The sequence below is a fragment of the Rhizobium sp. Root1204 genome (assembly GCF_001424965.1).
Taxonomy (GTDB): Bacteria; Pseudomonadota; Alphaproteobacteria; order Rhizobiales; family Rhizobiaceae; genus Pararhizobium.
Genome location: NZ_LMCZ01000012.1, coordinates 326566 through 350411 on the forward strand (window position 1 = coordinate 326566; position 23846 = coordinate 350411).

Here is a 23846-nt window from a genome sequence, read left to right on the forward strand (position 1 = left end):
TACAGTATCCTTTTCAGCTTTAAAATGCACCGGTGGTGGAATTATGCTGCATCGCAGCAAAAACACGAAAAAACTGTCACAAAAGCGGAAGGAAGGGTCAGGCCGCGGCGGCGCTACGGCGCCACGTGCTTTTGCCGGAGGCTTTCGCCTGATAAAGCGCGCTATCGGCGGCGCTCATCAATTCGTCGGGATCAAAGCCGTTTTCGGGCGCCACCGCGATGCCGATGCTGACGCTGATGCCGATCTGACTGTTGGCAATGCCGAAGGGTTTTCCCAGAGCCAGGATGCAGCGGTCGGCGATATCGGCGCCATCAGCGGCAGAGGCATGTTGCAGAATGGCAAACTCATCACCCCCGAGCCTGGCCACCAGATCACCGCTCAGCAGCACCGACTTCAATCGCTCGGCAACCTGCTTCAGCAGCATATCGCCAGTCGCATGGCCGAAGGTGTCATTGACCGGCTTGAAGCCATCGAGATCAAGATAGTGAACCGCCAGTTCCCTCCCGTCCCGGGCTGCTCTTTCCAGCGCGAATTCAAGCTTCTGGCGAAACTGCATGCGGTTCGGCAGGCCCGTCAGCGGATCGTGGTGGGCAAGATGGGTGGCATGCGCCTCGGCGCGGATGCGGTCGCTGACATCGGCGATCGTCAAAAGCAGCCGCCGCGACGGCCCCTCGTTGATGATGCGCACATAGATCAGCACATGGTGCTCGGTGCCATCTGCCGCCTTCTGATGCCAGACAGTGCGCGCCTCGCAATCGCCCTCCAGGCTGCGCAGCATGGTGCCCAACCGCTCGCCCTCACCGCCGGTATGAAAATCAATGACACGCTTTTGCCGCATCGCTTCGGCCGGAAAACCGTAAAGCCTGACTGCTGCGTTGTTGACAGCCAGAATATCAAGGTTCGCGGCATCGCAGACCATCATCGGCATCGGGTTGGCATCAAACAGCAGCCGGAAGGATTCCTCGCGGCGCTTGAGTTCGGTGATATCGATGCGCATGCCGATGGCGCCCCCATCCGGCGTGCGCCTGTCGTCGTGGCGCAGCCAACGCCCGTCCCGCAGCATCTGCTCCTCCTGCGAGACCGGCAGCCTGTGCTTCTTCATCCGCTCCTCGATCCAGTCTTCCGGATCCGCGACTATTTCCGGCATATCGCCACTGGCCAGGCTGATCTCGAGAATCTCCCTGAACGGCACTCCCGGGCGCAGGTGGCCAGCGATTTCCGGATACAGTGCCGCATATTTCTCGTTCCAGAGAATGTAGCGGTCCTCTGCATCAAAAACGCAAGCCGCCTGCGGCAGCATGTCGATGAAGAAGCCGAGACGCCGGTGGGCAGCCCTTGCCTCAAGCAGCGCCTCATCGTTTTGCCGCTCCAGCTCAAGACGCATCGATTCCATCGACCGCTCATCGATGAGATCGCGGATGACGATGCCCGTCAAAACATCACTGAACCGCACGACCGAAAGCTCGACGGGTATGACACTTCCATCGCCGCGCAAAAGCAGCGTTTCGCGGCGAAAGGATTTGGCAGTGGCGTTCGAGACGGCGTGCCATTCCGGCAGAAGCCGAGATACCGGCGTGCGCGCAAGAACAAAGCTGGCTCCGGACATGGCCGCCGCGGCCTCATTGGCAAAGACAATCAGGCCGCCAGCATTCACGCACACGGACGCCACGGGAACGGCCCTCAAAAGCATCAACGCATCTGCGCCCGTGAAATCCGTCAAGCTTCATACCCTCCGGCAATCCGGCATAGCTCTTTACAGGCTTGCCGGTGAAATTGTGCGCCCAGATATGAAAGATTTTCTTACCAGCCAGCTTGCCAACGGATTAGGCAACGCGACCCGACTACCATCTTTGCGCACGACTTAGGTAATGCTAATATTAATGCGTTAACGGGGATATACCGGATTGAGAGCCGCTCCGAGCAGGCCGCGAATTTTTCCATCACATCATGCGTTCCAGTTTGTAACAGCCGGGAGTGATCACGATGAGAATTTGCCTGGTATGCCTGTCCGTTCTGGTTCTTGCTTTCACTGCACCGCTTGATGCGACCGCCACGGAAACGGGGAAGCGGCTCGCGCTTGTCATCGGAAACGGACAATACGAAGCTGCCGGAACGTTGCCTAACGCAGTACGGGACGCGCGCGAATTCGGAGCCTTTCTTTCCACCCGTGGGTTTGATGCCGATATGGTGATCGACGCCGATCGCAGCCACCTGGCGGAGGCGGTGTCGCGGTTTGTCCGCAAGATCAACAATGACGACGTGGCGCTTTTCTATTTCGCCGGTCATGGCATGCAACTGCGTGGCGAGAACTATCTCGTTGGAACAGATGCGCGGCTGGCGAGCGAATTCGATGTTGCTGCCGAGACGCTGGCACTTGCCGATGTCATTGCGACAATTGAGAAAAAGTCGAAGATCGCCCTCTTCTTTCTCGATGCGTGCCGCAACAACCCGCTCGCCAACCGTCTCAACCAGGAGATCGAAGGTACCACCAGAAGCATCGCGACACGCGGACTGGCGCCGGTCGAAACGGAAAGCGCAGGCACCATGGTGGCGTTCGCTGCAGCACCTGGACAGGTGGCCTCTGACGGGAGTGGCAAGAACTCGCCGTTCACTACTGCCCTGATCAGCCACCTAGCAGGGCCGGGCCTTGAAATCGGCACCGCCTTCAAGCGGGTCATCCGTGACGTTCGAAAGGCAACCGATGGCAAGCAGTCGCCGCAGATCCTGTCGTCGCTGTCGTTGGAATTCTATTTCGACCCCTCTTTGCCAAAGGAAGAACGGGCGGTATCCACACCGGCGATCGATCCTGAAGCAATCGAGATCGAGGCCGATTTCCGCAAGGCATTGCGGATCAACACACCGCGTATCTGGGGGCTGTTTCTGAAAAAACACCCGACAGGCGAACAGGCAATTCTTGCGCGGCAATTGCTGTCTCAGTTTTTACCGGTTCCGGCGCCGGGGAGCGGCACGAACGCTGAAATACGGGAATCCGGGCTGGGTTTGAGCCGGACCCAAAGGCACGATATCCAGGTGGCGCTGACCGGGCGAGGTTTTGCCGCCGGCACACCCGATGGTGCTTTTGGCCAGCAGACTCGGCGGGCCCTTACCGATTACCAGGCGTCTATCGGCGTCGCCAGATCAGGCTACGTCGACGAGGACACAGCCAAAAGCCTCGGAATGTCCGTCCAAGCCTATGGGAACGGTCTGTATTCCTCGCCGCTAGCACGCGTTTACAATCCGAAGGATTTTGAAGGGCTCGAAACCGATCCGCGCGTTCTGAAGGCAATTGCCTGCAATCCTTATTACGAAAGGACCTACGGGTCATTCAACGGACATCTTTACGTCCTGATGCGGGCCGGCTTGATCACACGGAAATCGGCTGCGTCGGTTTCAAAACAGTGTGGCGGCTATCTCGCGACGATTACGTCCGATGCCGAAAACAGCTTCATCGCTTCGCTTCTGAACAAGGATCAGAGACTATTTCTGACGGGCTACGATCCCCGCGGCCACGTTTCCTACAAGATGGGCGCCTGGGTCGGTCTTATCCAGGATCCATCGGGCAAGGAACCACGCGGCGGCTGGAAGTGGGAGAATGGCGAACCGATGACCTATTCGAAATGGTTCAGGGATATGCCGAACGAAGACAAACCCGGCGACGATTATGGCATGTATTATGCTCACAGGCAGGGAAAGGCGGATACAAAGACGCAATATGTCGACACTTGGGACGACATGGGTGAAAGCGACGGCGGCTATTCCTTCGTCTTGGAACTGGAATAAAGAATTTAGACCGCTTCCCGCATTTGCTCGGCCGTCTGCAGATCGACGGAGACGAGTTGCGAAACACCCTGCTCGGCCATGGTGACGCCGAACAGGCGGTTCATGCGGGCCATGGTGATCGGATTGTGGGTAATGATGACGAAACGGGTCTCGGTCGAGGCGGCCATTTCGTCCATCAGGTTGCAATAGCGCTCGACATTATGGTCGTCGAGCGGCGCATCGACTTCGTCGAGCACGCAGATCGGCGCGGGATTGGTGAGGAACACCGCAAAGATCAGCGCCATGGCCGTCAACGCCTGTTCGCCACCCGACAATAGCGTCATCGTCTGCGGCTTTTTACCCGGCGGCCGGGCGAGGATTTCAAGACCAGCGTCGAGCGGATCGTCACTCTCGATCAACTGCAGTTCCGCCGTGCCGCCACCGAACAGATGGGTAAACAGCCGCTGGAACTGGACGTTGACCACGTCGAATGCGGCCAGCAGGCGTTCGCGGCCTTCGCGGTTGAGATTCTGGATCGCCGAACGCAGCTTGCGGATCGCGTCGATGACGTCCTCGCGTTCCTTCAGCATGGCATCGAGCTTGTCGGACAGTTCCTTCTGCTCTTCTTCGGCTCTGAGGTTGACGGCGCCAAGACGCTCACGCTCGATTTTCAGGCGGTCCAGTTCACGCTCGATCTGGCGGACATCCGGCAGCTCGGCATCGACAGCAAGGCCGGTCAGCCGCATCACCTCGTGCGGGGCGCAATTGAGCACTTCACGGATGCGGGCTTCACCCTCGAGCCGCTTTTCGCGGGCGGACACCAGCCGTTCTTCGGCGCGGCCGCGCTTTTCCCGCGTCTCGGCCAGTTCCGAGAGCGCGGTGACAGCGATCCGGTCGGCATCGCGCTGGCGTGTTTCGGCAACGGCCAAAACATCCGCGGCTTCACGGCGCGCCTCTTCGGCCTTCGACAGCTCGCTCGTCAGCGCCCGGCGCTTCTCGTCGAATTCGTCGGGCGCCTCGAGCAGTTCCTCGACCTCCTCGCGCGTCTCGCTTTCGCGCTCGCGCAAAGTCTCGATGTGCTCCTGCGCACTCGCAGCCCGGGTGTTCCAGGTCTGCCGCTCGGCCGCGATGGCGCGGATGCGGCGTTCGCGGCCTTCGTTTTCGCGCGCCAGGCCATCGTTGATGGCGCGCGCTTCGGCCACCAGCGCCCGGTCTGTCGCGACGGTCGTCATCTGGCTGTTGAGCTTCTGCTCCAGCCCGGCAACGTCGGGGGCATCTTCCAGCGCCTCGCGGGCAGATTCCATCTGCTCGCCGATCTCTTCGACCTGCAGCGAAAGCTGGCTTGCGGTTTCGGCCAGAACCGCCCGGCGGCGGACGAGATCACCGGATGCGCGCTCTGCCGCGGCCAACGCTTCGCGGGCTTCGGCAAGCTTGCGCACCACCATGCGCTGGGTTTCGCGCGACAAGCGCAGGCGCTCGTCTTCGGCACGGATGCGCGCGGCAGCAGCAGCAAGTTCGGCTTCGCGCGCGGCCAATTGGTCGCGGGCGTCGATGAGTTCGCCTTCGAGTTCGGCAAGCCGGTTCTTTTGCGCCAGCCGCAAAGCTGCGGCACTCGGCGCATCGGCACCGATGACATGGCCGTCCCAGCGCCAGACAGCACCGTCGCGCGTCACCAGCCTTTGCCCTGCCTTCAACAGCGGCTGCAGACGCTCCGCCGTCGCGTCGTCGGCAACGATACCAATCTGGCGCAGGCCGCGATCCAGCGCTTTTGGCGCGCGCACATACTGCATCAGCGGAGTTGCGTCATCGGGCAATTGCGGATCGCCGGACGCATCGCCCGGTGCGCGCCAATGGGCGGGCGCATTCGGGTCGAGCGGCGATTCCAGATCTTCGCCAAGTGCTGCACCCAAGGCCGTCTCGAAACCACGATCGACCTTCATGTCATCGACCACAGCCGGGGCGGCGCCTTGAACGGCGGAGGCTTCCAGCATCCGCCGGATAGTGCGGGCTTCAGTCTCGATGCCGTTCACCTGCGATCGCGCAGCGTCGACGGACGGGCGGGCGGCAACTTCGGCTTGCCGGGCAGCGGCCAGCGCCTCTTCGATATCGGCAACGGCATTTTCCGCCTGCTCCAGCCCGGATTCGGCGGCTTCGACTTCCTCCTGCTTCTCCGCAGGGTCCGGCAGCGTCGAAATCTGCCGGTCGAGTTCGTCGAGATCGCGGTTCTGGTCGGACAGCTGTCGGGCAAGACGCGCCTGCCGCTCAGTCAGATCGCGAATGGTCTTTTCGAGCTGGTTGCGCGAGGCCTGCGCCTCGGCCTTTTCGGCAGTCAACAAACCGAGCTGGCGTTCGCTTTCGGACAGTTTCTCGCTTGCATCCGCCAGCCGCTCGCGGGCTTCTTCGGCGCGCTCGCCCGCCTCGGCGAGCATATCGGCAAGCTCGCTCTCTTCCTCGTCCAGCCGCGCCAGAATACCGGCATTGTCGGCAACCATCCGCTCTTCGCGAATAATATCCTCGCGCAACTGCGACAGGCGGCGCTGCAATTCATCACGGCGGCGCAGGATGCGGCCAGCGTCTTCTTCAAGCTGCGACTTGGCGATCTGCAGGCGCTGCAGGGCGGCCGCAGCCCTTGCTTCGGATTCGCGCAATTCCGGCAGTTTCAGGCTGGCGATGGCCTGTGCCTTGGCCGCTTCCATCTGGGCTTGCGCCTTTTCGGCGACCAGCGATGTTGCCTGGTTCAGATGGCTATCGGCTTCAGCTTCTGCCTCCTTGGCTTGCACCCAGCGGATATGCAAAAGCATCGCTTCGTGGCGGCGGATATCGGCCGACAGCATCTTGAAGCGATTGGCCTGGCGCGACTGGCGCTTCAGGCTCTCGATCTGGCTTTCGAGCTGCGAGGTGACGTCCTCCAGCCGCTCGAGATTGGTCTCGGCGCCCTTCAGGCGAAGTTCTGCCTCATGGCGGCGCGAATGCAGCCCGGAAATCCCGGCGGCCTCTTCGAGCAACTGGCGCCGTGCCTGGGGCTTGGCCGCAATCAGCTCGCCGATCCGGCCCTGGCCGACCATCGACGGCGAACGCGCGCCGGTCGAGGCATCGGCAAACAGAAGCTGCACATCCTTGGCGCGGGCTTCCTTGCCGTTGATGCGGTAGACGGAACCATTTTCCCGCTCGATCCGCCGCGTCACCTGGATTTCGTCGCTATCGTTGAAGGCGGCAGGCGCGGTGCGGTCGGTATTGTCGAGGTAAAGGCCGACCTCGGCCGTGTTGCGGGCGGGACGGTTGCCGGACCCGGAAAAAATCACGTCGTCCATGCCCGACGCGCGCATGTTCTTGTAGGAATTTTCCCCCATCACCCAGCGCAGCGCCTCGACCAGGTTCGACTTGCCACAGCCGTTCGGCCCGACAACACCGGTCAGCCCGCGTTCGATAACGAATTCGGAGGGTTCGACGAAGGACTTGAAGCCGAGAAGTCGGAGCTTGGTGAATTTCATGCGGTTTGCCCCCTCTTCTCCCCAGCGGGGAGAAGGTGGCCCGAAGGGCCGGATGAGGGGGTGGTTCCGCGCCCGGGGTTCCCCCTCATCGCCTCGCTATGCTCGGCACTTCTCCCCGCAGGGGAGAAGAAAAAAAGAAAAACGGGCGCACGAATGCGCCCGCGGGCCGTTTGGTCAAAACGCTGGGAATCAGAGCATCGAGTCGATAAGGGCCGACATGGTGTCAACCGACATTTCTCCAGAATACTTCTTGCCATTGACGAAGAAGGTCGGGGTGGCCTTGACGCCGAACTCCTTGTCGCCCCTCTGCATCGTTGCCTGCACATCATCCAGAAGTTTCTGGTTCGTCAAGCAGGCCTCGAAGCTCTCCTGTGTAAAACCGGCGAGTTTCGACATCTGCAGCAGCGCATCGCGGCCGTTTGGTGCAGCAGCCCAGGTTTCCTGCTGCTTGAACAGCATCGAAATCATCGGGAAATACTGGTCCGCCGGGGCGCAGCGCGCCAGCATGAAGGCGGCAGCCGCACGCGGGTCAAACGGGAATTCGCGCAGGACGAAACGGACCTGGCCGCTATCGACATACTTGGTCTTGATGGCGTCATAGGTTTCGTTGTGGAAACGGGCGCAATGCGGGCAGGTCATCGACATGTATTCGATGATCGTCACCTTGGCATCGGCCTTGCCGACCGACATTTCCGGCAGCGGACCAGGCGCCATCAGCTTGGCGATATCGACCTCGCCTTCCGACTGCGGAACCTCGACCTTGGCTGCGGGGGCAGCGGCCTGCGCCACCTGCGTCTGGGCAGCGTCAGCGGTTGCCGGCGTTGCAGCCGACGACATGGTGGAGGCTGTCGTCGTGCCATCCACCGGCTTCATCGCCGTGGCCGAGGACATCATCGAACCGCCGTCGGCGGGCTTGACCTCGGTCTTGGCGGCCGTGTCAGTGCTTTCCGTCGCAGGCGCGTTTGCGGCCGCGTCCTTCTTCTCGTCGCTGCAGGCGGCGAGCGTCACAGCGATGGCGGCCACGGCGACGCCGCTCAGGAGGCGCTTGAAAGGGCTCAGTTCAGAAAGGGACATGGTTTCACCTGTGTAAGGGGATGAACGAAATCGGTCGAAAATTCGATAACTTGCCTTGTTCGGGGCGACAAGGGGCTGTCGCTCACCAACGTTCAAACAATTGTGACCAGTTGATGGTGTCCGTCACTTTTTTCGCGGCGCCAGCACTGCGGTGCCGAGCCGTGTCAAAGCCGCCTTCAGGGCCTCACTCTCGATACCATCGACCAATGTCTCCAGATGCCTGGCACGTTCTCCGGTCAACGGCCTCGGTTTGCGATAGGGTTTTGGTGGCGGAGACACCGGCTTCTGGACGATGCGCATCTGGCTGATGGCCGGAAACCCGAAAAAACCGTTGATCCGCTGGATCAATTCGCCCTGCGCATGGGTGAGGAACAGGGCGCGCGCACCTTCGCAGGCGATCGTCAGCACGCCCGGTTGATAGCCGCCCTCGCCCGTCATCTCCGAAGCGCGGCGCGGCCAGGCAATCTTTTCCGGCCGGGTGCAATCTGCAAAATCCTCGCCGGCGATCTCATCCCACGACCCGAGCAACAGCGTATTGATACCGGCGCGCTTGGCAAGCACCGGATCGATCATGCCATTGGCGATCTCGCTGATCTGACGGCCGCCCTTGCGGGTATAAGGTTGTTTCAACAGATATCTTTCCGATTTCCGAATCCGCCTTGAAGGATGGCGAACACTCCGCCAAGTATAGGCCCCAACCAAACTTCCGGCAAATGATGCAGCAGATAATGAAAATGGCCGATGCGGCCGATGCGGCCAAACGGCTTCTTACCTGGTATGACCGCCATCACCGTGACCTGCCCTGGCGTGTCTCGCCGCCGATGGCACGCGACGGCGTCGTCGCCGACCCCTATCACGTCTGGCTGTCGGAAGTGATGCTGCAGCAGACCACCGTGCAGGCGGTCAAACCCTATTTCCACAAGTTCCTGGCACTCTGGCCGAAAGTCACCGATCTCGCATCGGCCGATACCGAAGAGGTGATGAAGGCCTGGGCCGGGCTGGGTTACTATGCCCGCGCGAGAAACCTGAAGAAATGCGCCGAGGCCGTGGCCAGCGAGCACTTTGGGGTTTTTCCCGACACAGAAGCGGGATTGAAGGCGCTGCCGGGTATCGGCGACTACACTGCCGCTGCCGTCTCCGCCATTGCCTTCAACCGGCAAAGCGCGGTGCTCGACGGCAATGTCGAGCGGGTGATTTCGCGGCTCCACGCGATCGAAACGCCGCTGCCATCCGCCAAGCCGCAGATGCGGGCATTGGTGGCCCAAATGACGCCGGCTGACCGTCCGGGGGATTTCGCGCAAGGGATGATGGACCTTGGCGCGACGATCTGCACACCGAAACGGCCGGCCTGCGCCCTCTGTCCGCTGAACGAAAACTGTCTGGCCTTGAAAACGGCAGATCCCGAAACCTTTCCACGCAAAGCGCCGAAGAAGGAGAAGCCTCTGCGCGTGGGCGCCGCCTTCGTCGCCAGCCGCACCGATGGTTCTGTCTATCTGCAGAAACGGGGCGAGACCGGCCTGCTCGGCGGCATGACGGAAGTGCCGGGCACGCCGTGGACATCGCGGGTCGATGGCGACAACACCATTTCCGCCCAGCCCTTTGCCGCAGCGTGGGAAGCCTGCGGAACAATCTCTCATGTTTTTACGCATTTTGAGTTGCGCTTGTCGGTGTATCGGGCCAAGGTCGAAAATGAGAACAAAACAGGAAACGGCTGGTGGGAACCGCTCGCTTCGCTCGAGGCCCAGGCCCTGCCGACCGTGATGAAAAAAGCAATCGCCCAGGCCTTACCGCACGCTTTCAAAAGCGGCCCGAACAGCCCGGGAAACTGAGGAATACCTGATGAGCAGCGTCGAAATCCGTCACATCGTCTTCGATATCGGCAAGGTGCTGATCCATTACGATCCGCATATCCCGTTCTCGCGAATCATTCCCGATGACGCGGAACGCAAATGGTTCTTCGCCAATGTCTGCACCCATGACTGGAACATCGAGCAGGATCGCGGCCGCGACTGGCGCGAAGCGGAAGACCTGCTGATTGCCGAACATCCTGACCATGTGGAAAGCATCCGTGCCTTCCGCAAATATTGGCACGAGATGGTGCCGCATGCCTATGTCGAATGCGTCTCGATCATGGAAAGCCTGATCGCCAAGGGCTATGACGTGACCATGCTGACCAATTTTGCCTCGGACACATTCAAGGAAGCGCAGAAAATGTTTCCCTTCCTGACACTGCCGCGCGGCGTGACGGTTTCGGGCGATATCCGGCTGATCAAGCCGGATATCGCGATCTACGAGACGCACGCCAAGTCCTTCGGGCTTGATCCGGCAGCCACCCTGTTCATCGATGACAGCGTGCCCAATGTCGAAGGCGCACGCGCAGCCGGATGGCATGCCGTTCACTTCACCGACCCGCAGACACTTCAATCAGACCTTCTGGCCTATGGGCTGGCAGCATGACGGCGGAGACCAGCAAGAACATGTCCTTTGATCCCGCTGCCGCCTCCGTGCGCTTTCATGCCGTGATCGGCGATCTCGATTTTGAAGCCATAGAGGCGTTCTTTGCCGATGACGCAACCTATTCCTCCGGCAAGGTCGGCGGGCTCAAGGGCCGCACCGATATCATGGCGGCGTTCCGGCGATATTTTACCGAATATCCCGACCAAGTGGCAGAGGACAGTCTGGTCGAACAGGTTTCCCCGCTCGCTGCCCGCGTGGTCTGGAGCCTCCGCGCAACCAGCGCTTCCACCGGTGAGCCCCTTGTTCGCCGGGGAGAAGAAACCATCACCTTCAATGATCAGGGCAAGATCATCGACGTCCATGTCACTGACTTCCAATAATATTAGGCTTTTTGAAACCTTCAAAACGCCGCAATTGGTTCAGCTGTCATTCACCTTCGCGGCGGCATGATCAGCCTCGAAATTAAGAATTGCTATTCACCGGAAAGGCGGAATTTCCATGGCACGGCTTATTATTGATGGCACCAATGGCAACAATCGCATTATCCAGGGCGATTACAGCGGCGGTCCGGTCGACATTTACGGTTATGGCGGCAACGACACCATCTATCTGAACGTGACCAGCAGGTATGGCGGCAACAACTATGTCGAAGCCGGCTCGGGCAACGACAAGGTCGTCAACTATTTCGAAGGCGGCAACGATATTTTCCTCGGTGACGGCAACGATCTCTACATCGCCGACATTCGTGCAGGTGACAGCAATGACTATGACGTCGTTTCCGGCGGCAACGGCAACGATCGCTTCGAAGTCGATACGGAAGCCAGCAAGTATTATGGCGATTCCGGCAACGACACCTTCCTGTCGTGGGGCGCCGACAACTATTTCAGCGGCGGCACCGGCACCGACACGATCAGCTACCAGTTGCAGGACGACTACAATTCCCAGCGCGGCAAGGGCGTTACCATCGACCTCGGCAAGGGATGGGCTTCGACGATGAACGGTCACCGGGAAACTGTGATCAGCATCGAGAATGCCATCGGCACCAACAGGGGCCATGACGACATCACCGGCAGTTCCGGCCGCAATATCCTGGAAGGTCTCGGTGGCAACGACATTCTTGAAGGTCTCGGCGGCAATGACGACCTTTATGGCGGCGCTGGCAACGACGATCTCTACGGCGGCACCGGCGACGACGATCTGGTTGGTGGCTCAGGCGATGACGACCTGGTCGGTGGTACCGGCAATGATTATCTCCTTGGCGGTTCTGGCTTCGATTTCCTCAGCGGCGGCGCTGGCGCAGATGTTTTCGATTTCGACTTTGCCAGCGAATCGGCCGTTGGCAGCAGACGCGATGTCATCAGTGATTTCCGTGCTTCGCAAAATGATGTCATCGATCTGAGTTCGATTGATGCCAACGCGCGCGCGGCAGGCAACCAGAGCTTCAGCTTCATCGGTGGTTCGGCGTTCAGCGGCAAGGCGGGCGAACTGCAATTCAAAGCCGGCATCATTTCAGGCGATACCAATGGCGACGGCCGTGCCGACTTCCAGATCAAGGTGAATGGCGTCACCAAGATGTATGCCGACGATTTCTTCCTTTAAGCCGGGTGAATTCCATCAGCAAAAAGGAGCTCCGCCCCGGCGGGGCTCCTTTTTTGTGGACCGCATCCGGAAAAACAGAAACGCCCAGGATCATCGCTGATCCTGGGCGTGTAAGTCATCGTCCGGGACTGAAGGTACGAAACCGGACGAAAACTATCTCTGAACCGGCTGGCTTTCGCCGCGCCGTCAAGCATTTTACGGGCTGGCCCGCGCGCCTCGCGTGGTTGATCACACGGTCGTCCTGCTTGAGGCCAAGCTACAGGCAGGATGGTTAAATTGTTCTAAAGGCGCGCACGCCCGACCCGATTTCAAAGGCTGGAAAACATCACCGAAACCGGCGCCGTCGAACGAAAACAGCGAGCAACCGAAAGGTAAGAAGCGTCCGTGGGAATTTCTGGATGCCAGTGTAACCGCCGTTCTTGCATCTCACGATCAAGCAAGGCACATAAAGCTTAAATGCCCTGTACGCGATGATTCCAGGCTGAACCATCCGCTATCCGATCTGCGCAGATGCCCGAAAAATTCGTCCGATTCAGAAACTTGTTTTTTCAGGAAATCGTTCCCGTCGACAGACAGGAGAGGCAGACCACATGAACGAGAATACAGAAATTCAAAAAAAAACGGTGGACGGGCAGCACGGCCCGGAGAACAATTTCGAAAGCCCTGCCCGCTGGATCATTCACTGTATCTGTTGCGAAGAGCCGGTCGAGCCTTGGCAGACCAGCGGCTATCAGTTCGGCTACTGCGCCCACTGTTTCGATATCCTGATGGAACCGGCAGGAAAATCCTAGGGGCGCTCTTGACCAGCGCCAAAGCGCAATGACTTTACATGAAAACGCCGCGCATCTGTTGAGACGCGCGGCGTTCGGCATTCAGGGCGTGCGGCAGATCAGTTGATCTTGGCCATGTCGCTGCGGATGACGGCGCGCAGATCGTCGATCGGACGCAGCGACGTACCGTCGTCATAGTGCCAGAAGGTCCAGCCATTGCAGGCGTCGAGGTTCTGCACCTTGGCGCCGAGGCGATGGATTGAGCCGGCGTCGCCACCGCTGGCAATCGTGCCGTCGGCGCGTACGATGGCGCTGTAGCGGCGTCTTGCATCGGTCAGAACCGTGCCGGGCTTGATCATGCCACTTTCGATCAGCGTATTGAAGGCAACCCGCGGCTCGGCCTTCTTGCCGGTCATGACCGACAAAGTTGCCTTGCCGAGCGGTTCGACCGCAGCAATTCGTTCGGCGGCGGCATCGATATAGCTCTGCTCGCGCTCGATACCGACGAAATGGCGGCCGAGGCGCTTGGCGACTGCACCGGTCGTGCCGGAACCGAAGAAGGGATCGAGCACCACGTCGCCCGGCTTGGTGGAGGCCATCAGGATGCGGGCCAGCAGCGCTTCCGGCTTCTGGGTCGGATGCACCTTCTTGCCGTCGTCGCCCTTCAGGCGCTCGCCGCCCGAGCAGATCGGAAACAGCCAGTCGGAGCGCATCTGCACATCGTCGTTCGAGGCCTTCAGGGCATCGTAATTAAACGTATAGCCCTTGCCCTTGGCGCTGGGGCTTGCCCAGATCAGCGTCTCGTGGGCGTTCTGGAACCGGCGGCCCTTGAAATTCGGCATCGGGTTGGTCTTGCGCCAAATGATGTCGTTGAGGATCCAGAAATTCAGGTCCTGCAGCGTCGCACCAACGCGAAAAATGTTGTGGTAGGAGCCGATGACCCAGAGCGTGCCGGTCGGCTTCAACACACGGCGGCAGGCGAGCAGCCAGGCGCGGGTAAAGGCGTCATAGGCCTCGAAAGACACGAACTGGTCCCACTCGTCATCGACAGCATCGACGAGCGACTGGTCCGGACGGTGCAGCGAACCGCCGAGCTGGAGGTTATACGGCGGGTCCGCGAAAACGACGTCGACGGAATTGTCGGGAAGCGCTTCGAGCGCTGCAACACAATCGCCCTTGATGATGGAATCGAGCCAGCCGGCAGGGCTGACGCCGCGGGAGATTTCGGCCAACGAAACAACTGATGACATGGACACTCGCACCTACGCTTACTCGGACTGATTGCCCTTATGGTTACCGAACTTGGTTACCAAATGCTGAAGGGCGAGCAAAATTTGCGAAATGATACAGGAGGATGGAAACTCCGGTGCCGATGCGGTATTCTATTTTTATGGACAGAAGCCACGCCATAACGAGACTAAGGGAGCAGGCCGAAACCGTTCGCGGCATGGGTGCCACAGCGCTTTTTATGTTCGGCTCGACGGCGCGAAACGCCGCATCCGCTGCCAGCGATCTCGACCTGTTCATCGACTACGATCAGGCCAGCCGATTTAACGCCTTTGATCTGATCGGCATTAAACTTTTCCTGGAAACGCAGTTGTCCATCCCCGTCGACATCACAACACGTGACGGACTGCATCCGGTGCTGAAATCAGGGATCGAACAATCCGCCGTACAGGTATTTTGATGGCGCGGGAGTTTCGTCACGCACTTGGCGACACGCTGGAAGCGATCGCTGGTATCGAACGAGCGACCACCGGTAAAAGCTTCGAGGACTATCAAAGCGATTGGCTTCTGAAGCATGCGGTGCAGCGCGCTATCGAAATCATATCGGAGGCGAGCCGCGCTCTCCCCGAAGACGTTAAGGCAATCCGGCCGGAAGTTCCCTGGCCGCAGGTTCGCACCATCGGCAACGTTCTTCGACACGAGTATCACGGATTGTCGGACAGGATTATCTGGGGCGTCGTAATCGACGAACTGCCTGCTCTGAAAATGGCGATCCTCGTGTTGAACGAAAAATTCGGCTCGCCGTAGTATCCCCCATCGGCACTACACCAGAAAAGGGCAATGTGATCGCCCTCTTCTGGTCATTCCCGACTGGCATGCCTACCGCTCCTTCGGCACTGCGTGAAACGCCCGGCTATCGGCCGGTGCTTCGTCGTGTTCGGTCATGCCGTAGTCGCGGATGACGCTGGCGATGCGCAGGCGGTAGTCTGCGAACGTGCCATTGCGGCCGGCGTGCTGGGCGGCGCGATGTTCCGGGCCGTTGCGCCAGGTGGTGATCGCCGCCTCATCGCGCCAGAACGACAAGGACAAGATCTTGCCCGGCACCTTCAGGCTTTCGAACCGCTCGATCGACAGGAAGCCATCGATCTCGTTGAGCTTGCTGTGCAACTGCGCCGCCAGATCGAGATAGGTGCTGCGACGGTCATCGGCTGGCATGACCTCGAAGATGACGGCGATCAAAACGACACGCCTTTCGCATGTGGGGATGACACATTCTTCAGGAAGATCCGGTCTTCCTTGAGAATGAACCGCTCCTTCCGAGCGAATTGATAATTTTCGATGCCGAGCGGATCGGCGGTAAGCCGGGCGCGGTAGGCCTCGTAGGCTGCAAGGCTCTCGATATGATAGGCGGCATAGGCCGTGGTGGCCGAGCCCTCGTGAGGGGCAAAATAGCCGATCAGGTCGGCGCCGTTGCGGGGGATCACTTGCCCCCAATTACGCGCATAGGTGGCGAATTCCTCGCGCTTGAACGGATCGATTTCGTAGCGGATGAAACAGGTGATCACGGGTCTCTCCTTCGTTGTGGATGACCTCTTGTGCCAGTTTGCGGCCCTGAGATGCTTCGATCACGATCGAAGTATGAAGCCTTGCCGGGGGCCGGTGGCGCGGTTAAAATCCGGGCATGAAAGAAGGTCCAGATATTGCTCTCATCGGCTCGCTGATCGGTGACCCCGCCCGCGCCAACATGCTGACCGCCCTGACAGGCGGCAAAGCGCTGACGGCGACGGAGCTTGCGGGAACCGCGGGGATCACGCTGCAGACCGCCAGTTCGCACCTTTCGAAGCTCGAAGCCGGAGGCCTGATTGCTCAGCGAAAGCAGGGACGCCACCGCTATTTCACCCTCGCCGATGACGATGTCGGGCTGATGATCGAGGGACTGATGGGCTTTGCCGCCTATCGCGGTTTTACCCGCCATCGCACCGGCCCCAAGGACCCGGCGCTACGCAAGGCTCGCGTCTGCTATAACCATCTGGCGGGCGATTATGGCGTCCGCATGCTCGATAGCCTCATTGCAGAAGAGGTGGTTTCCGGCGCTGGCGACACGCTGCATCTGACGGCATCAGGCGCGGACAAGATGACGGCGCTCGGCATCGACCTTGCCGCCCTGACACGATCACGCCGTCCGGTCTGTCGCGCCTGCCTCGACTGGAGCGAGCGCCGTTCGCATCTCGCCGGTTCGCTGGGACAGGCGTTGCTGACGCTGTTTGTCGACAAGGGCTGGGCCAGGCGTGAGCCCGACAGCCGCGCCATCCGCTTTACCAGCACCGGCGAAAAAGAATTCGCAAAGCTCTTCCCCCCGCCCGCGCCGCCACCGGTCGCGCTTCGCCACGAGCACGCTATCCACGCGTGAAGCGAAAGAGCCATCGCAGGCATGGGATTTTGCTGGAAGGCTGCTATAGGTCGGACCCGATATTTCCCCTGAATGCGGCCCATGACATCCCCAGCCAGTTTCCGCGAGCGCATCGTCCTCTATGCCTGCCTGACCTCACTGACCTCCATCAGCATCGATGCTCTATTGCCGGGGTTGCGTCAGATCGGGGCGGATGTCGGCGCTGCACCGCCGCTCTCCACCCAGCACGTCATATCGCTTTTCATCCTCGGCATGGCATTTGGCGAGCTGCTGCTGGGGCCACTGTCCGACGCGATGGGACGGAAGAAAGCGCTGGTTCTCGGCCTTTGCGTCTATGCGCTTGGAACGGTGATCGCCATGCTGGCCGGATCGCTCGAAATGGTCGTGCTTGGCCGGATCATTCAGGGGATCGGCGTCTCCGGCCCGAAGATCGCAACCCGGGCAATGATCCGCGACCAGTTCGAGGGCGATGCCATGGCCCGTGTCATGTCGCTGATGTTCACGCTGTTCATTCTCGTACCGATGCTGGCGCCGGCCTTGGCACAGGGTATCATCACGGTGGGCGGCTGGCGCAGCGTCTTTGCGGTTTATCTCGGCGTGGCAGGCCTGCTCGGCCTCTGGCTGGTGATGCGGCAACCGGAAACCTTGCTTCCCGAAAGGCGCATTCCCTTTCGGCTGAGGTTTCTCGTGTTGAACGGATGGCGTATCCTGTCGAACCGGCGCGTGACGCTGCTGATCGTCGCGACCGGCCTCGTGTTCGGAGCACAGCTCGTCTATCTCAGCACTGCTGCCGACCTGTTTTTTGATGCCTATGGCATTGCAGACACGTTTCCGTTTTATTTTGCGGCTCTGGCTACGGGGATCGGACTGGCCTCATTCTTCAATGCCAAGCTCGTACAACGTTTTGGTTCTGACAACATGGCACGCTGCGGATTTGCCGGACTGGCAGCGGCGGGCCTGGCGATGCTGGCCGCATCCGGATTGTGGGGCGGACGGCTGCCCCTGCCCGTCCTGATGGGGCTCGCCTTCTCGGCGTTCTTTGCGATCGGCGTGCTGTTCGGCAATCTCAACGCCATGGCCATGCGTTCGCTTGGACAGGTTGCGGGCCTTGGTGCGTCCCTGATCGCCTCCGGATCAAGCCTCATCGCTACCTTGTTTGCCGTCACTCTGGGCGCGTTTTATGATGGCACGGCGCTTTCGCTCTCGGCCGGCTTCCTCGTGGCGGGCGTCGGTGCGCTGGCGCTGGCCGAGCTTGCGGCGCGAGCTGATGCCTCACCCATCGAGGCCATCCGATAGACGCAGCCCACAAACACCCGCGGCGCTCACGTCGCGTTTCCGTTGCTCATGCAAGAGTTCATTACCGTTCGCCTCACACAGAGCCATGTGGTGGCTGGCTATCCGGCGCCACCACCAGCACACCGTCGAAGCCTGCACTGGCAATACCGGTGCAGAGCGGCGACCATTCGCAGCGGGCGCAGCCCTCCCGGATGGAACCCGTGCTGAAAGCATCACGCATCCGCTGCAGGAAATCTGCACTGGGACAGAGCGAGGCGCCCGGCGCGGCAGGGTGCTTGAGCAAGGCCTCGACCGCATCGCTCGCCTTCCGGTCACGATCGGTCACACTTCTGTCAAGACAGTGCATGCCCGGCTCGCCCAGCATCGGCGCACAGACATCGTCCGGCCCTTCGACCACGAGAATATCCTCGCCCGCTGAAAGGCGGGCGGCGATGCGGATGTAATTTTCGGTGAAAGCAGCCGTATAGCCCTTGCCGACGAAGGTCAGCATGCAGAGGAGATGATGTGGGCGCAGGCGAACGGTCATGGGGGCCTTGCTGGATCAAAATCAGATTTTACCCGGCAATGCGGCGAGCGGCAACCGATGGCCAGCAGCCTTCCTGTCCCGCGCTCCGCTGCGCCCCTGTGAACAGAGAAGCAGCGGATGCTCCCGATGGCCAAATGTCGTCAGGCGGCGATGCCGGCAACCTTGTCCAATTCGCTGACAGTCTCATCCGGCAGCACCAGTTCCGCTGCGGCAAGGTTTTCACGAAGATGGCCGAGGGACGAAGTCCCGGGGATGAGCAGGATGTTCGGCGCGCGGCGCAACAGCCAGGCCAGTGCCACCTGCATCGGGGTGGCGTTCAGGCGGGTTGCAACGTCCGACAGCGTCGATGACTGCAGCGGGCTGAAACCGCCGAGCGGGAAGAACGGGACGTAGGCGATACCATCGCGGGCAAGATCATCGATCAGGGCATCATCGTCCCGGTGGGCCAGATTATACTGGTTCTGGACACAAACGATCTCGGCGATGCCACGCCCTTCAGCGATCTGCGCGGCGGTTACGTTGCTGAGCCCGATGTGACGGATCAAGCCCTGCCGTTGGAGATCCGCCAGCACTGTCAATGGAGCTTCCAACGACCCTTCCGCCGGACCATAAACGCTGAACATCAGGCGAAGATTGACGATCTCGATGACATCCAGGCCCAGATTGCGAAGATTGTCGTGTACTGCCTTTGTTAGTTCCTCACGCGAGAAAGCCGGGATCCACGACTTGTCCTCGCCGCGCCGGGCGCCGACCTTGGTGACGATGACCAGATCGTCGCGATACGGATGCAGCGCTTCGCGGATGAGCTTGTTGGTGACATGCGGGCCATAGAAATCGCTGGTATCGATATGATCGACCCCGCTTTCGACAGCCGCGCGCAGCACGGCGAGCGCCGCATCGTGATCCTTCGGCGGACCGAAAACACCCGGGCCTGCGAGCTGCATGGCACCGTAGCCGAGCCGTTTGACGCCGCGGTTACCAAGAGTGAATGTACCCGACTGATCGATAATTGACATGATCTCATTCCTTTCAAGAGCCGATACCAAGATAGGCGTTGTCGGCATGCATGAAAACGGGCCATAATCTGCACAGCATGTGCGGAATGGCGAACAATGAAGACTGATCTGGGCGATCTGAATGCGTTTGTCGCGGTGGCGCGTGCCGGTGGTTTTCGCGAGGGTGCGCGAACCAGTGGCAGCAGCGCCTCCTTTCTCAGCGAAGCGGTGCGCCGCCTGGAAGCCCAACTGGGCGTCAGGCTGCTGAACCGGACGACACGAAGCGTGGTTCCGACCGAAGCCGGCAAGGGCTTGCTGGAACGGCTGGGGCCAGCATTGACCGAAGTGGAAGCAGCACTTGACGTGGTCAACGGCTTTCGCGACCGGCCAGCTGGCACCCTTCGCCTCAACGTTCCAGTCAGCGCGGCGCGGCTGGTGCTGCCGGAGATCATACCGCCGTTCCTGGCTGCCTATCCGGATATAAGACTGGAGATTGTCACCGACGACAGCTTTGTCGATGTGCTTGCGGCAGGCTGCGACGCCGGCATCCGCTATGACGAACGGCTGGAGCAGGACATGATCGCTGTGCCGATCGGCCCGCGTGTCCAGCGCTTTGCCACCGCGGCGTCCCCCGCCTATCTCGACCGCCGGGGCCGGCCCCTTCATCCGCGTGAACTGCTTGGTCATGCCTGCCTGCTCGGCCGCTTTGCAAGCGGCAGGACGACGGCACCTTGGGAGTTCGAGCATGATGGCGAGGTGGTGCGGGTTGATCCCGTGGGGCCGCTGATCGTCAGCGTCGGCGGATCGATCGATCTCGCCGTCGATGCCGCGATTGCTGGAACAGGGATCATTTCGCTGTTTGAGGACTGGCTGCGGCCGCATCTGGACACCGGCGCACTGGAGCCCGTTCTTGAACCCTGGTGGCAGTCCTTCCCAGGGCCGTTCCTCTACTATCCAGGACGGCGGCTGGTACCCGCCCCGCTCCGGGCTTTCATCGACTTCGTCAAGGCACCCGCCGCCAGACCCGGCCCTTGCCTGTAAAAAGCAGGTCCTTCATTGAAGCGCGTAATTCAACCAGTCCGCTTCGCGTGCATGGCAGGTTTCCGCTTGCCGCGGTTGAGCTTTCAGGCGGCATCGTGTACACGGCCAGCATCTCCCCGAAGGACACTCCCGACATGACCAGCATTGATCTCATCATCTTCGACTGCGACGGCGTTCTCGTCGATTCCGAAATCATCGCCAGCGAAGTCGAAGCAGAACTTCTGACGGAATCCGGTTATCCGATCAGCACCGAGGAAATGGCCGAGCGCTTTGCCGGCATGACCTGGCACAACACGCTGCTTGCCATCGAGAAGGAAGCCGATATCCCGTTTTCGGCCTCGATGCTGACCAAGGTCGAAGCCATCCTCGACAAGCGCCTGGCCGAAGACCTCAACATTATCGACGGCGTCAAGCCGATGCTGGCGCAGCTGACGCTGCCACATTGCATCTGCTCGAACTCGACATCGGCGCGGCTCGCCTCGATGCTGGCCAAGGTCGGCATCAAGGATCATTTCGGCAAGCACATCTATTCGGCCCGCGATCTCGGCGAAGACAAGGTCAAGCCGAAGCCGGACATCTTCCTGCATGGCGCAAGACAGTTCGGCGTCCATCCGTCGCGCGTTCTGGTGATCGAGGATTCCGTCCACGGCATCCATGGCGCAATTGCCGCCGGCATGCGCGTCGTCGGCTTCACCGGTGCATCGCACAGCTATCCCTCGCATGCCGACAAGCTGACTGAAGCCGGCGCCGAAACCGTGATTTCACGCATGAGCGCGCTTCCGGGCGTCATTGCGGCGCTGTCGCAATGGTCGGAAACGCTGACGGCTTGATCAAAACCTGAACAAAAAAGCCGGCGCGATTTTCTCGCGCCGGCTTTTTTTGTTTCGAAGCAGAAACTGCTTACTTCTTCTTTTTCTTGCCCGCGGCCGGACCTTCGTCGAAGCCGACATAGATCTTGGCGAAATCGCCGGCGCCGCCGGGCAGCGCGATGTTGGTCTTGGTGAAGATGAACTGGGCGGAGCCGGTACCGGCCGGGACTTCGACCGGGTATTGCGTCAGTTCCGAATAGAGCGTGTTCTTGCCGTCGGTCGCAGCGACCCGGATCGGCAGGTTTACCGTACCGGCGCCACCGGCTGGGCCTGAAACGACGCGGCCCTGGACGACAACGGTCATCACCAGCTGGCTCTCGTTCTGGACGCACTGGCGGGTCGTATCGGCCAACGACGCCTGATAAACGATCTTGGTCGGATCATCCTTGGCGCCCTTGGCATAGGTACGGTAGTTGGCAGTGCCATCAAGCAGGTAGACCTGCGGGCAAGAGCCCTGGATGACGGCGGGCGTCGGCGCCGCAGCGCTGCCACCGGCGTCGATGGCACCGCCGGTATCCGTTTTGTTGCAGCCTGCGATGACCACGAGAAGTGAAATTCCGAGAAGACGGATGGAAACTTTACCAAACACCTGACTTGACCCCCTGCCTTGCGCAAATTGATGCCGCAGGCGTGACTGACCGTAAAATAAGGTATTTTTCGGTTTTCAGCCCTGCAACTTGAGCCTTTCAAGACCCTTGGCGATGGTCTATAGCAGCGACGCATTGAAAAATCGAATGGAGTCTGACGCCGGAACGCCAATTTTTCAGGACGCACTGAATTGGCCGGCTACAGGTAAAATACCGATATTTCCGTCAGCTTTGCCAAGGGTTGACGCAAAAAGGACCGTGGTTCCCACCCCGTTCCATTAGGGTGCCGTTCAATTCCCGCCGCAACGTCTGCGGCAGCAAACAGACGACGAAGGATGGTCACGGTGAAGTATATCTCGACGCGGGGCGAAGCCCGTTCGCTGGGTTTTTGCGATGCGCTCCTGGCAGGCCTTGGCCGCGACGGCGGCCTGTATGTTCCTGCCGAATGGCCGAGCTTCACCAAAAAGGAAATCCGCGCCATGCGCGGCAAATCCTATCAGGACATCGCCTTCACGGTCCTGAAGCCCTTTATCGACGGTGAAATTCCGGACGACAAGTTCCGTTCGATGATCGATGAGGCCTATGCGACGTTCCGCCATCCGGCGATCGCTCCCCTCGTCCAGACCGGTCCGAACGCCTTCATCATGGAGCTGTTCCATGGCTCGACGCTCGCTTTCAAGGACGTGGCGATGCAGCTGCTCGGGCGGCTGATGGACTACGTGCTGACCGAACGCAACGAGCGCGCCACCATTGTCGGCGCCACCTCGGGCGATACCGGTGGCGCAGCGATCGATGCCTTTGCCGGGCGCGACCGCACCGACATCTTCATCCTCTTCCCGCATGGCAAGGTCTCGCCAGTGCAGCAGCGCCAGATGACCACCTCGACCGCAGGCAACGTCCATGCGCTGGCGATCAACGGCAATTTCGACGATTGCCAGAGCCTCGTCAAAGAGATGTTCAACGACGTTGCCTTCCGCGACGGCGTGGCTTTGTCCGGCGTCAACTCGATCAACTGGGCCCGCATCATGGCTCAGATCGTCTATTATTTCACCACGGCACTGGCGCTCGGCGGCCCCGACCGAATGGTTTCGTTCACGGTTCCGACCGGCAATTTCGGCGATATCTTCGCCGGTTACGTCGCCCGCCAGATGGGCCTGCCCATCGACAAGCTGGTGGTTGCAACCAACGAGAACGACATTCTCGCTCGCACGCTTGATACCGGCCGTTACGAGATGCGCGACGTCAAGGCGACCACCTCGCCGTCCATGGACATTCAGATTTCGTCCAATTTCGAACGGCTGCTGTTCGAAGCCTATGGCCGCGACGCCTCCAAGGTGCGGGGTGCCATGGCCAACCTGAAGCAATCCGGCTCCTTCGAGATCGAAGAAGACGCGCTGAAATCGATCCGCAAGGTGTTCCGGGCCGGGCGGGCGTCGGAAAAGGATGTGGCGAAAACCATCGCCAAGACGCTGGACGCGACCGGCTATCTGCTCGACCCGCACACGGCGATCGGCGTTTTCGTTGCCAACAAGCATGAAACATCGAGCGTGCCGATGGTGACACTGGCCACCGCGCACCCGGCAAAATTCCCCGCCGCAGTAAAATCGGCCAGTGGTATTGACCCGGCGCTTCCAACGTGGCTTGCTAATCTGATGGTCAGGGAGGAGCGTTTCGACGTTCTCGACGCCGAGCTAAAAGCTGTTGAAACCTTTATCAACGAGCGGGCCCGCATCCGGAAATAAGGA

23 protein-coding genes are annotated in these 23846 nt (G+C 60.4%); 13 read left to right on the forward strand and 10 right to left on the reverse strand.

Annotation, left to right across the window (positions count from 1 at the left end):
- Positions 1-97 precede the first annotated feature (97 nt).
- Positions 98-1720, reverse strand: coding sequence for a diguanylate cyclase (locus ASC96_RS14740; protein ID WP_244482045.1), 1623 nt, complete (start codon positions 1718-1720; stop codon positions 98-100).
- Between the two features lie 263 nt (positions 1721-1983).
- Between ASC96_RS14740 and ASC96_RS14745 the strand changes: the two genes are divergently transcribed.
- Complete coding sequence (locus ASC96_RS14745) at positions 1984-3780, forward strand: caspase family protein (protein WP_060503790.1); 1797 nt, start codon at positions 1984-1986, stop codon at positions 3778-3780.
- Positions 3781-3785: 5 nt separating this feature from the next.
- On the opposite strand, the gene ASC96_RS14750 is transcribed toward ASC96_RS14745, so the two are convergent.
- The 3 genes from ASC96_RS14750 to ASC96_RS14760 form a co-directional block, all read right to left on the reverse strand.
- Positions 3786-7250: a chromosome segregation SMC family protein gene (locus ASC96_RS14750; RefSeq protein WP_060503791.1), complete on the reverse strand. Its 3465-nt coding sequence runs from the start codon at positions 7248-7250 to the stop codon at positions 3786-3788.
- A 189-nt stretch (positions 7251-7439) separates the two neighbouring features.
- On the reverse strand, positions 7440-8324 hold the full coding sequence (locus ASC96_RS14755) for a DsbA family protein (protein WP_112834549.1): 885 nt from the start codon (positions 8322-8324) through the stop codon (positions 7440-7442).
- Between the two features lie 123 nt (positions 8325-8447).
- On the reverse strand, positions 8448-8954 hold the full coding sequence (locus ASC96_RS14760) for a DUF721 domain-containing protein (RefSeq protein WP_060503792.1): 507 nt from the start codon (positions 8952-8954) through the stop codon (positions 8448-8450).
- An 83-nt stretch (positions 8955-9037) separates the two neighbouring features.
- Between ASC96_RS14760 and mutY the strand changes: the two genes are divergently transcribed.
- From mutY to ASC96_RS14785, 5 genes are all read left to right on the forward strand, one after another.
- The gene (mutY, locus tag ASC96_RS14765) at positions 9038-10153 is read left to right on the forward strand and encodes an A/G-specific adenine glycosylase (RefSeq protein WP_060503793.1); all 1116 of its coding nucleotides are present in this window, start codon (positions 9038-9040) and stop codon (positions 10151-10153) included.
- A 10-nt stretch (positions 10154-10163) separates the two neighbouring features.
- Positions 10164-10781 carry an HAD family phosphatase gene (locus ASC96_RS14770; protein ID WP_060503794.1) on the forward strand — a complete coding sequence of 206 codons (618 nt, stop codon included), beginning with the start codon at positions 10164-10166 and terminating at the stop codon, positions 10779-10781.
- Between the two features lie 20 nt (positions 10782-10801).
- The gene (locus ASC96_RS14775; protein WP_060503837.1) at positions 10802-11161 is read left to right on the forward strand and encodes a nuclear transport factor 2 family protein; all 360 of its coding nucleotides are present in this window, start codon (positions 10802-10804) and stop codon (positions 11159-11161) included.
- 118 nt (positions 11162-11279) lie between these two features.
- Complete coding sequence (locus ASC96_RS14780) at positions 11280-12380, forward strand: calcium-binding protein (protein WP_060503795.1); 1101 nt, start codon at positions 11280-11282, stop codon at positions 12378-12380.
- A 590-nt stretch (positions 12381-12970) separates the two neighbouring features.
- The gene (locus ASC96_RS14785) at positions 12971-13171 is read left to right on the forward strand and encodes a hypothetical protein (protein WP_060503796.1); all 201 of its coding nucleotides are present in this window, start codon (positions 12971-12973) and stop codon (positions 13169-13171) included.
- Between the two features lie 98 nt (positions 13172-13269).
- On the opposite strand, the gene ASC96_RS14790 is transcribed toward ASC96_RS14785, so the two are convergent.
- Positions 13270-14400 carry a site-specific DNA-methyltransferase gene (locus ASC96_RS14790; RefSeq protein ID WP_060503797.1) on the reverse strand — a complete coding sequence of 377 codons (1131 nt, stop codon included), beginning with the start codon at positions 14398-14400 and terminating at the stop codon, positions 13270-13272.
- A 140-nt stretch (positions 14401-14540) separates the two neighbouring features.
- Here ASC96_RS14790 and ASC96_RS14795 point away from each other — a divergent pair, with 140 nt between their 5' ends.
- Positions 14541-14837: a nucleotidyltransferase domain-containing protein gene (locus tag ASC96_RS14795; protein WP_060503838.1), complete on the forward strand. Its 297-nt coding sequence runs from the start codon at positions 14541-14543 to the stop codon at positions 14835-14837.
- Positions 14837-15184: a HepT-like ribonuclease domain-containing protein gene (locus ASC96_RS14800; RefSeq protein ID WP_060503798.1), complete on the forward strand. Its 348-nt coding sequence runs from the start codon at positions 14837-14839 to the stop codon at positions 15182-15184. Before ASC96_RS14795 ends, ASC96_RS14800 begins: the two co-directional genes overlap by 1 nt.
- Before the next feature lie 72 nt (positions 15185-15256).
- Here ASC96_RS14800 and ASC96_RS14805 read toward each other — a convergent pair whose 3' ends face one another.
- Both ASC96_RS14805 and ASC96_RS14810 read right to left on the reverse strand, forming a co-directional pair.
- On the reverse strand, positions 15257-15616 hold the full coding sequence (locus tag ASC96_RS14805) for an antibiotic biosynthesis monooxygenase (protein WP_060503799.1): 360 nt from the start codon (positions 15614-15616) through the stop codon (positions 15257-15259).
- A complete protein-coding gene (locus tag ASC96_RS14810) occupies positions 15613-15942 on the reverse strand; it encodes an NIPSNAP family protein (RefSeq protein WP_060503800.1) in 330 nt (109 codons plus the stop codon). The genes ASC96_RS14805 and ASC96_RS14810 overlap by 4 nt, the downstream gene beginning before the upstream one ends.
- 116 nt (positions 15943-16058) lie before the next feature.
- Between ASC96_RS14810 and ASC96_RS14815 the strand changes: the two genes are divergently transcribed.
- Entirely contained in the window at positions 16059-16787 is a 729-nt protein-coding gene (locus ASC96_RS14815; RefSeq protein ID WP_060503801.1) for a winged helix-turn-helix domain-containing protein, read from the forward strand.
- Between the two features lie 81 nt (positions 16788-16868).
- A complete protein-coding gene (locus ASC96_RS14820; protein WP_060503839.1) occupies positions 16869-18083 on the forward strand; it encodes a multidrug effflux MFS transporter in 1215 nt (404 codons plus the stop codon).
- Positions 18084-18156: 73 nt separating this feature from the next.
- Here the strand turns inward: ASC96_RS14820 and ASC96_RS14825 are convergent, their stop codons facing one another.
- Both ASC96_RS14825 and ASC96_RS14830 read right to left on the reverse strand, forming a co-directional pair.
- A complete protein-coding gene (locus ASC96_RS14825) occupies positions 18157-18609 on the reverse strand; it encodes a DUF1284 domain-containing protein (protein ID WP_060503802.1) in 453 nt (150 codons plus the stop codon).
- A 140-nt stretch (positions 18610-18749) separates the two neighbouring features.
- Positions 18750-19625: an aldo/keto reductase family oxidoreductase gene (locus ASC96_RS14830; protein WP_060503803.1), complete on the reverse strand. Its 876-nt coding sequence runs from the start codon at positions 19623-19625 to the stop codon at positions 18750-18752.
- 96 nt (positions 19626-19721) lie between these two features.
- Here ASC96_RS14830 and ASC96_RS14835 point away from each other — a divergent pair, with 96 nt between their 5' ends.
- Both ASC96_RS14835 and ASC96_RS14840 read left to right on the forward strand, forming a co-directional pair.
- Entirely contained in the window at positions 19722-20645 is a 924-nt protein-coding gene (locus ASC96_RS14835; protein ID WP_060503804.1) for a LysR family transcriptional regulator, read from the forward strand.
- A 134-nt stretch (positions 20646-20779) separates the two neighbouring features.
- Complete coding sequence (locus ASC96_RS14840) at positions 20780-21475, forward strand: HAD family hydrolase (RefSeq protein WP_060503840.1); 696 nt, start codon at positions 20780-20782, stop codon at positions 21473-21475.
- Positions 21476-21545: 70 nt separating this feature from the next.
- On the opposite strand, the gene ASC96_RS14845 is transcribed toward ASC96_RS14840, so the two are convergent.
- Positions 21546-22103, reverse strand: coding sequence for a hypothetical protein (locus ASC96_RS14845; RefSeq protein ID WP_060503805.1), 558 nt, complete (start codon positions 22101-22103; stop codon positions 21546-21548).
- 333 nt (positions 22104-22436) lie between these two features.
- Between ASC96_RS14845 and thrC the strand changes: the two genes are divergently transcribed.
- Positions 22437-23843, forward strand: coding sequence for a threonine synthase (gene thrC / locus ASC96_RS14850; RefSeq protein ID WP_200954862.1), 1407 nt, complete (start codon positions 22437-22439; stop codon positions 23841-23843).
- The last annotated feature ends 3 nt before the right edge of the window (positions 23844-23846 follow it).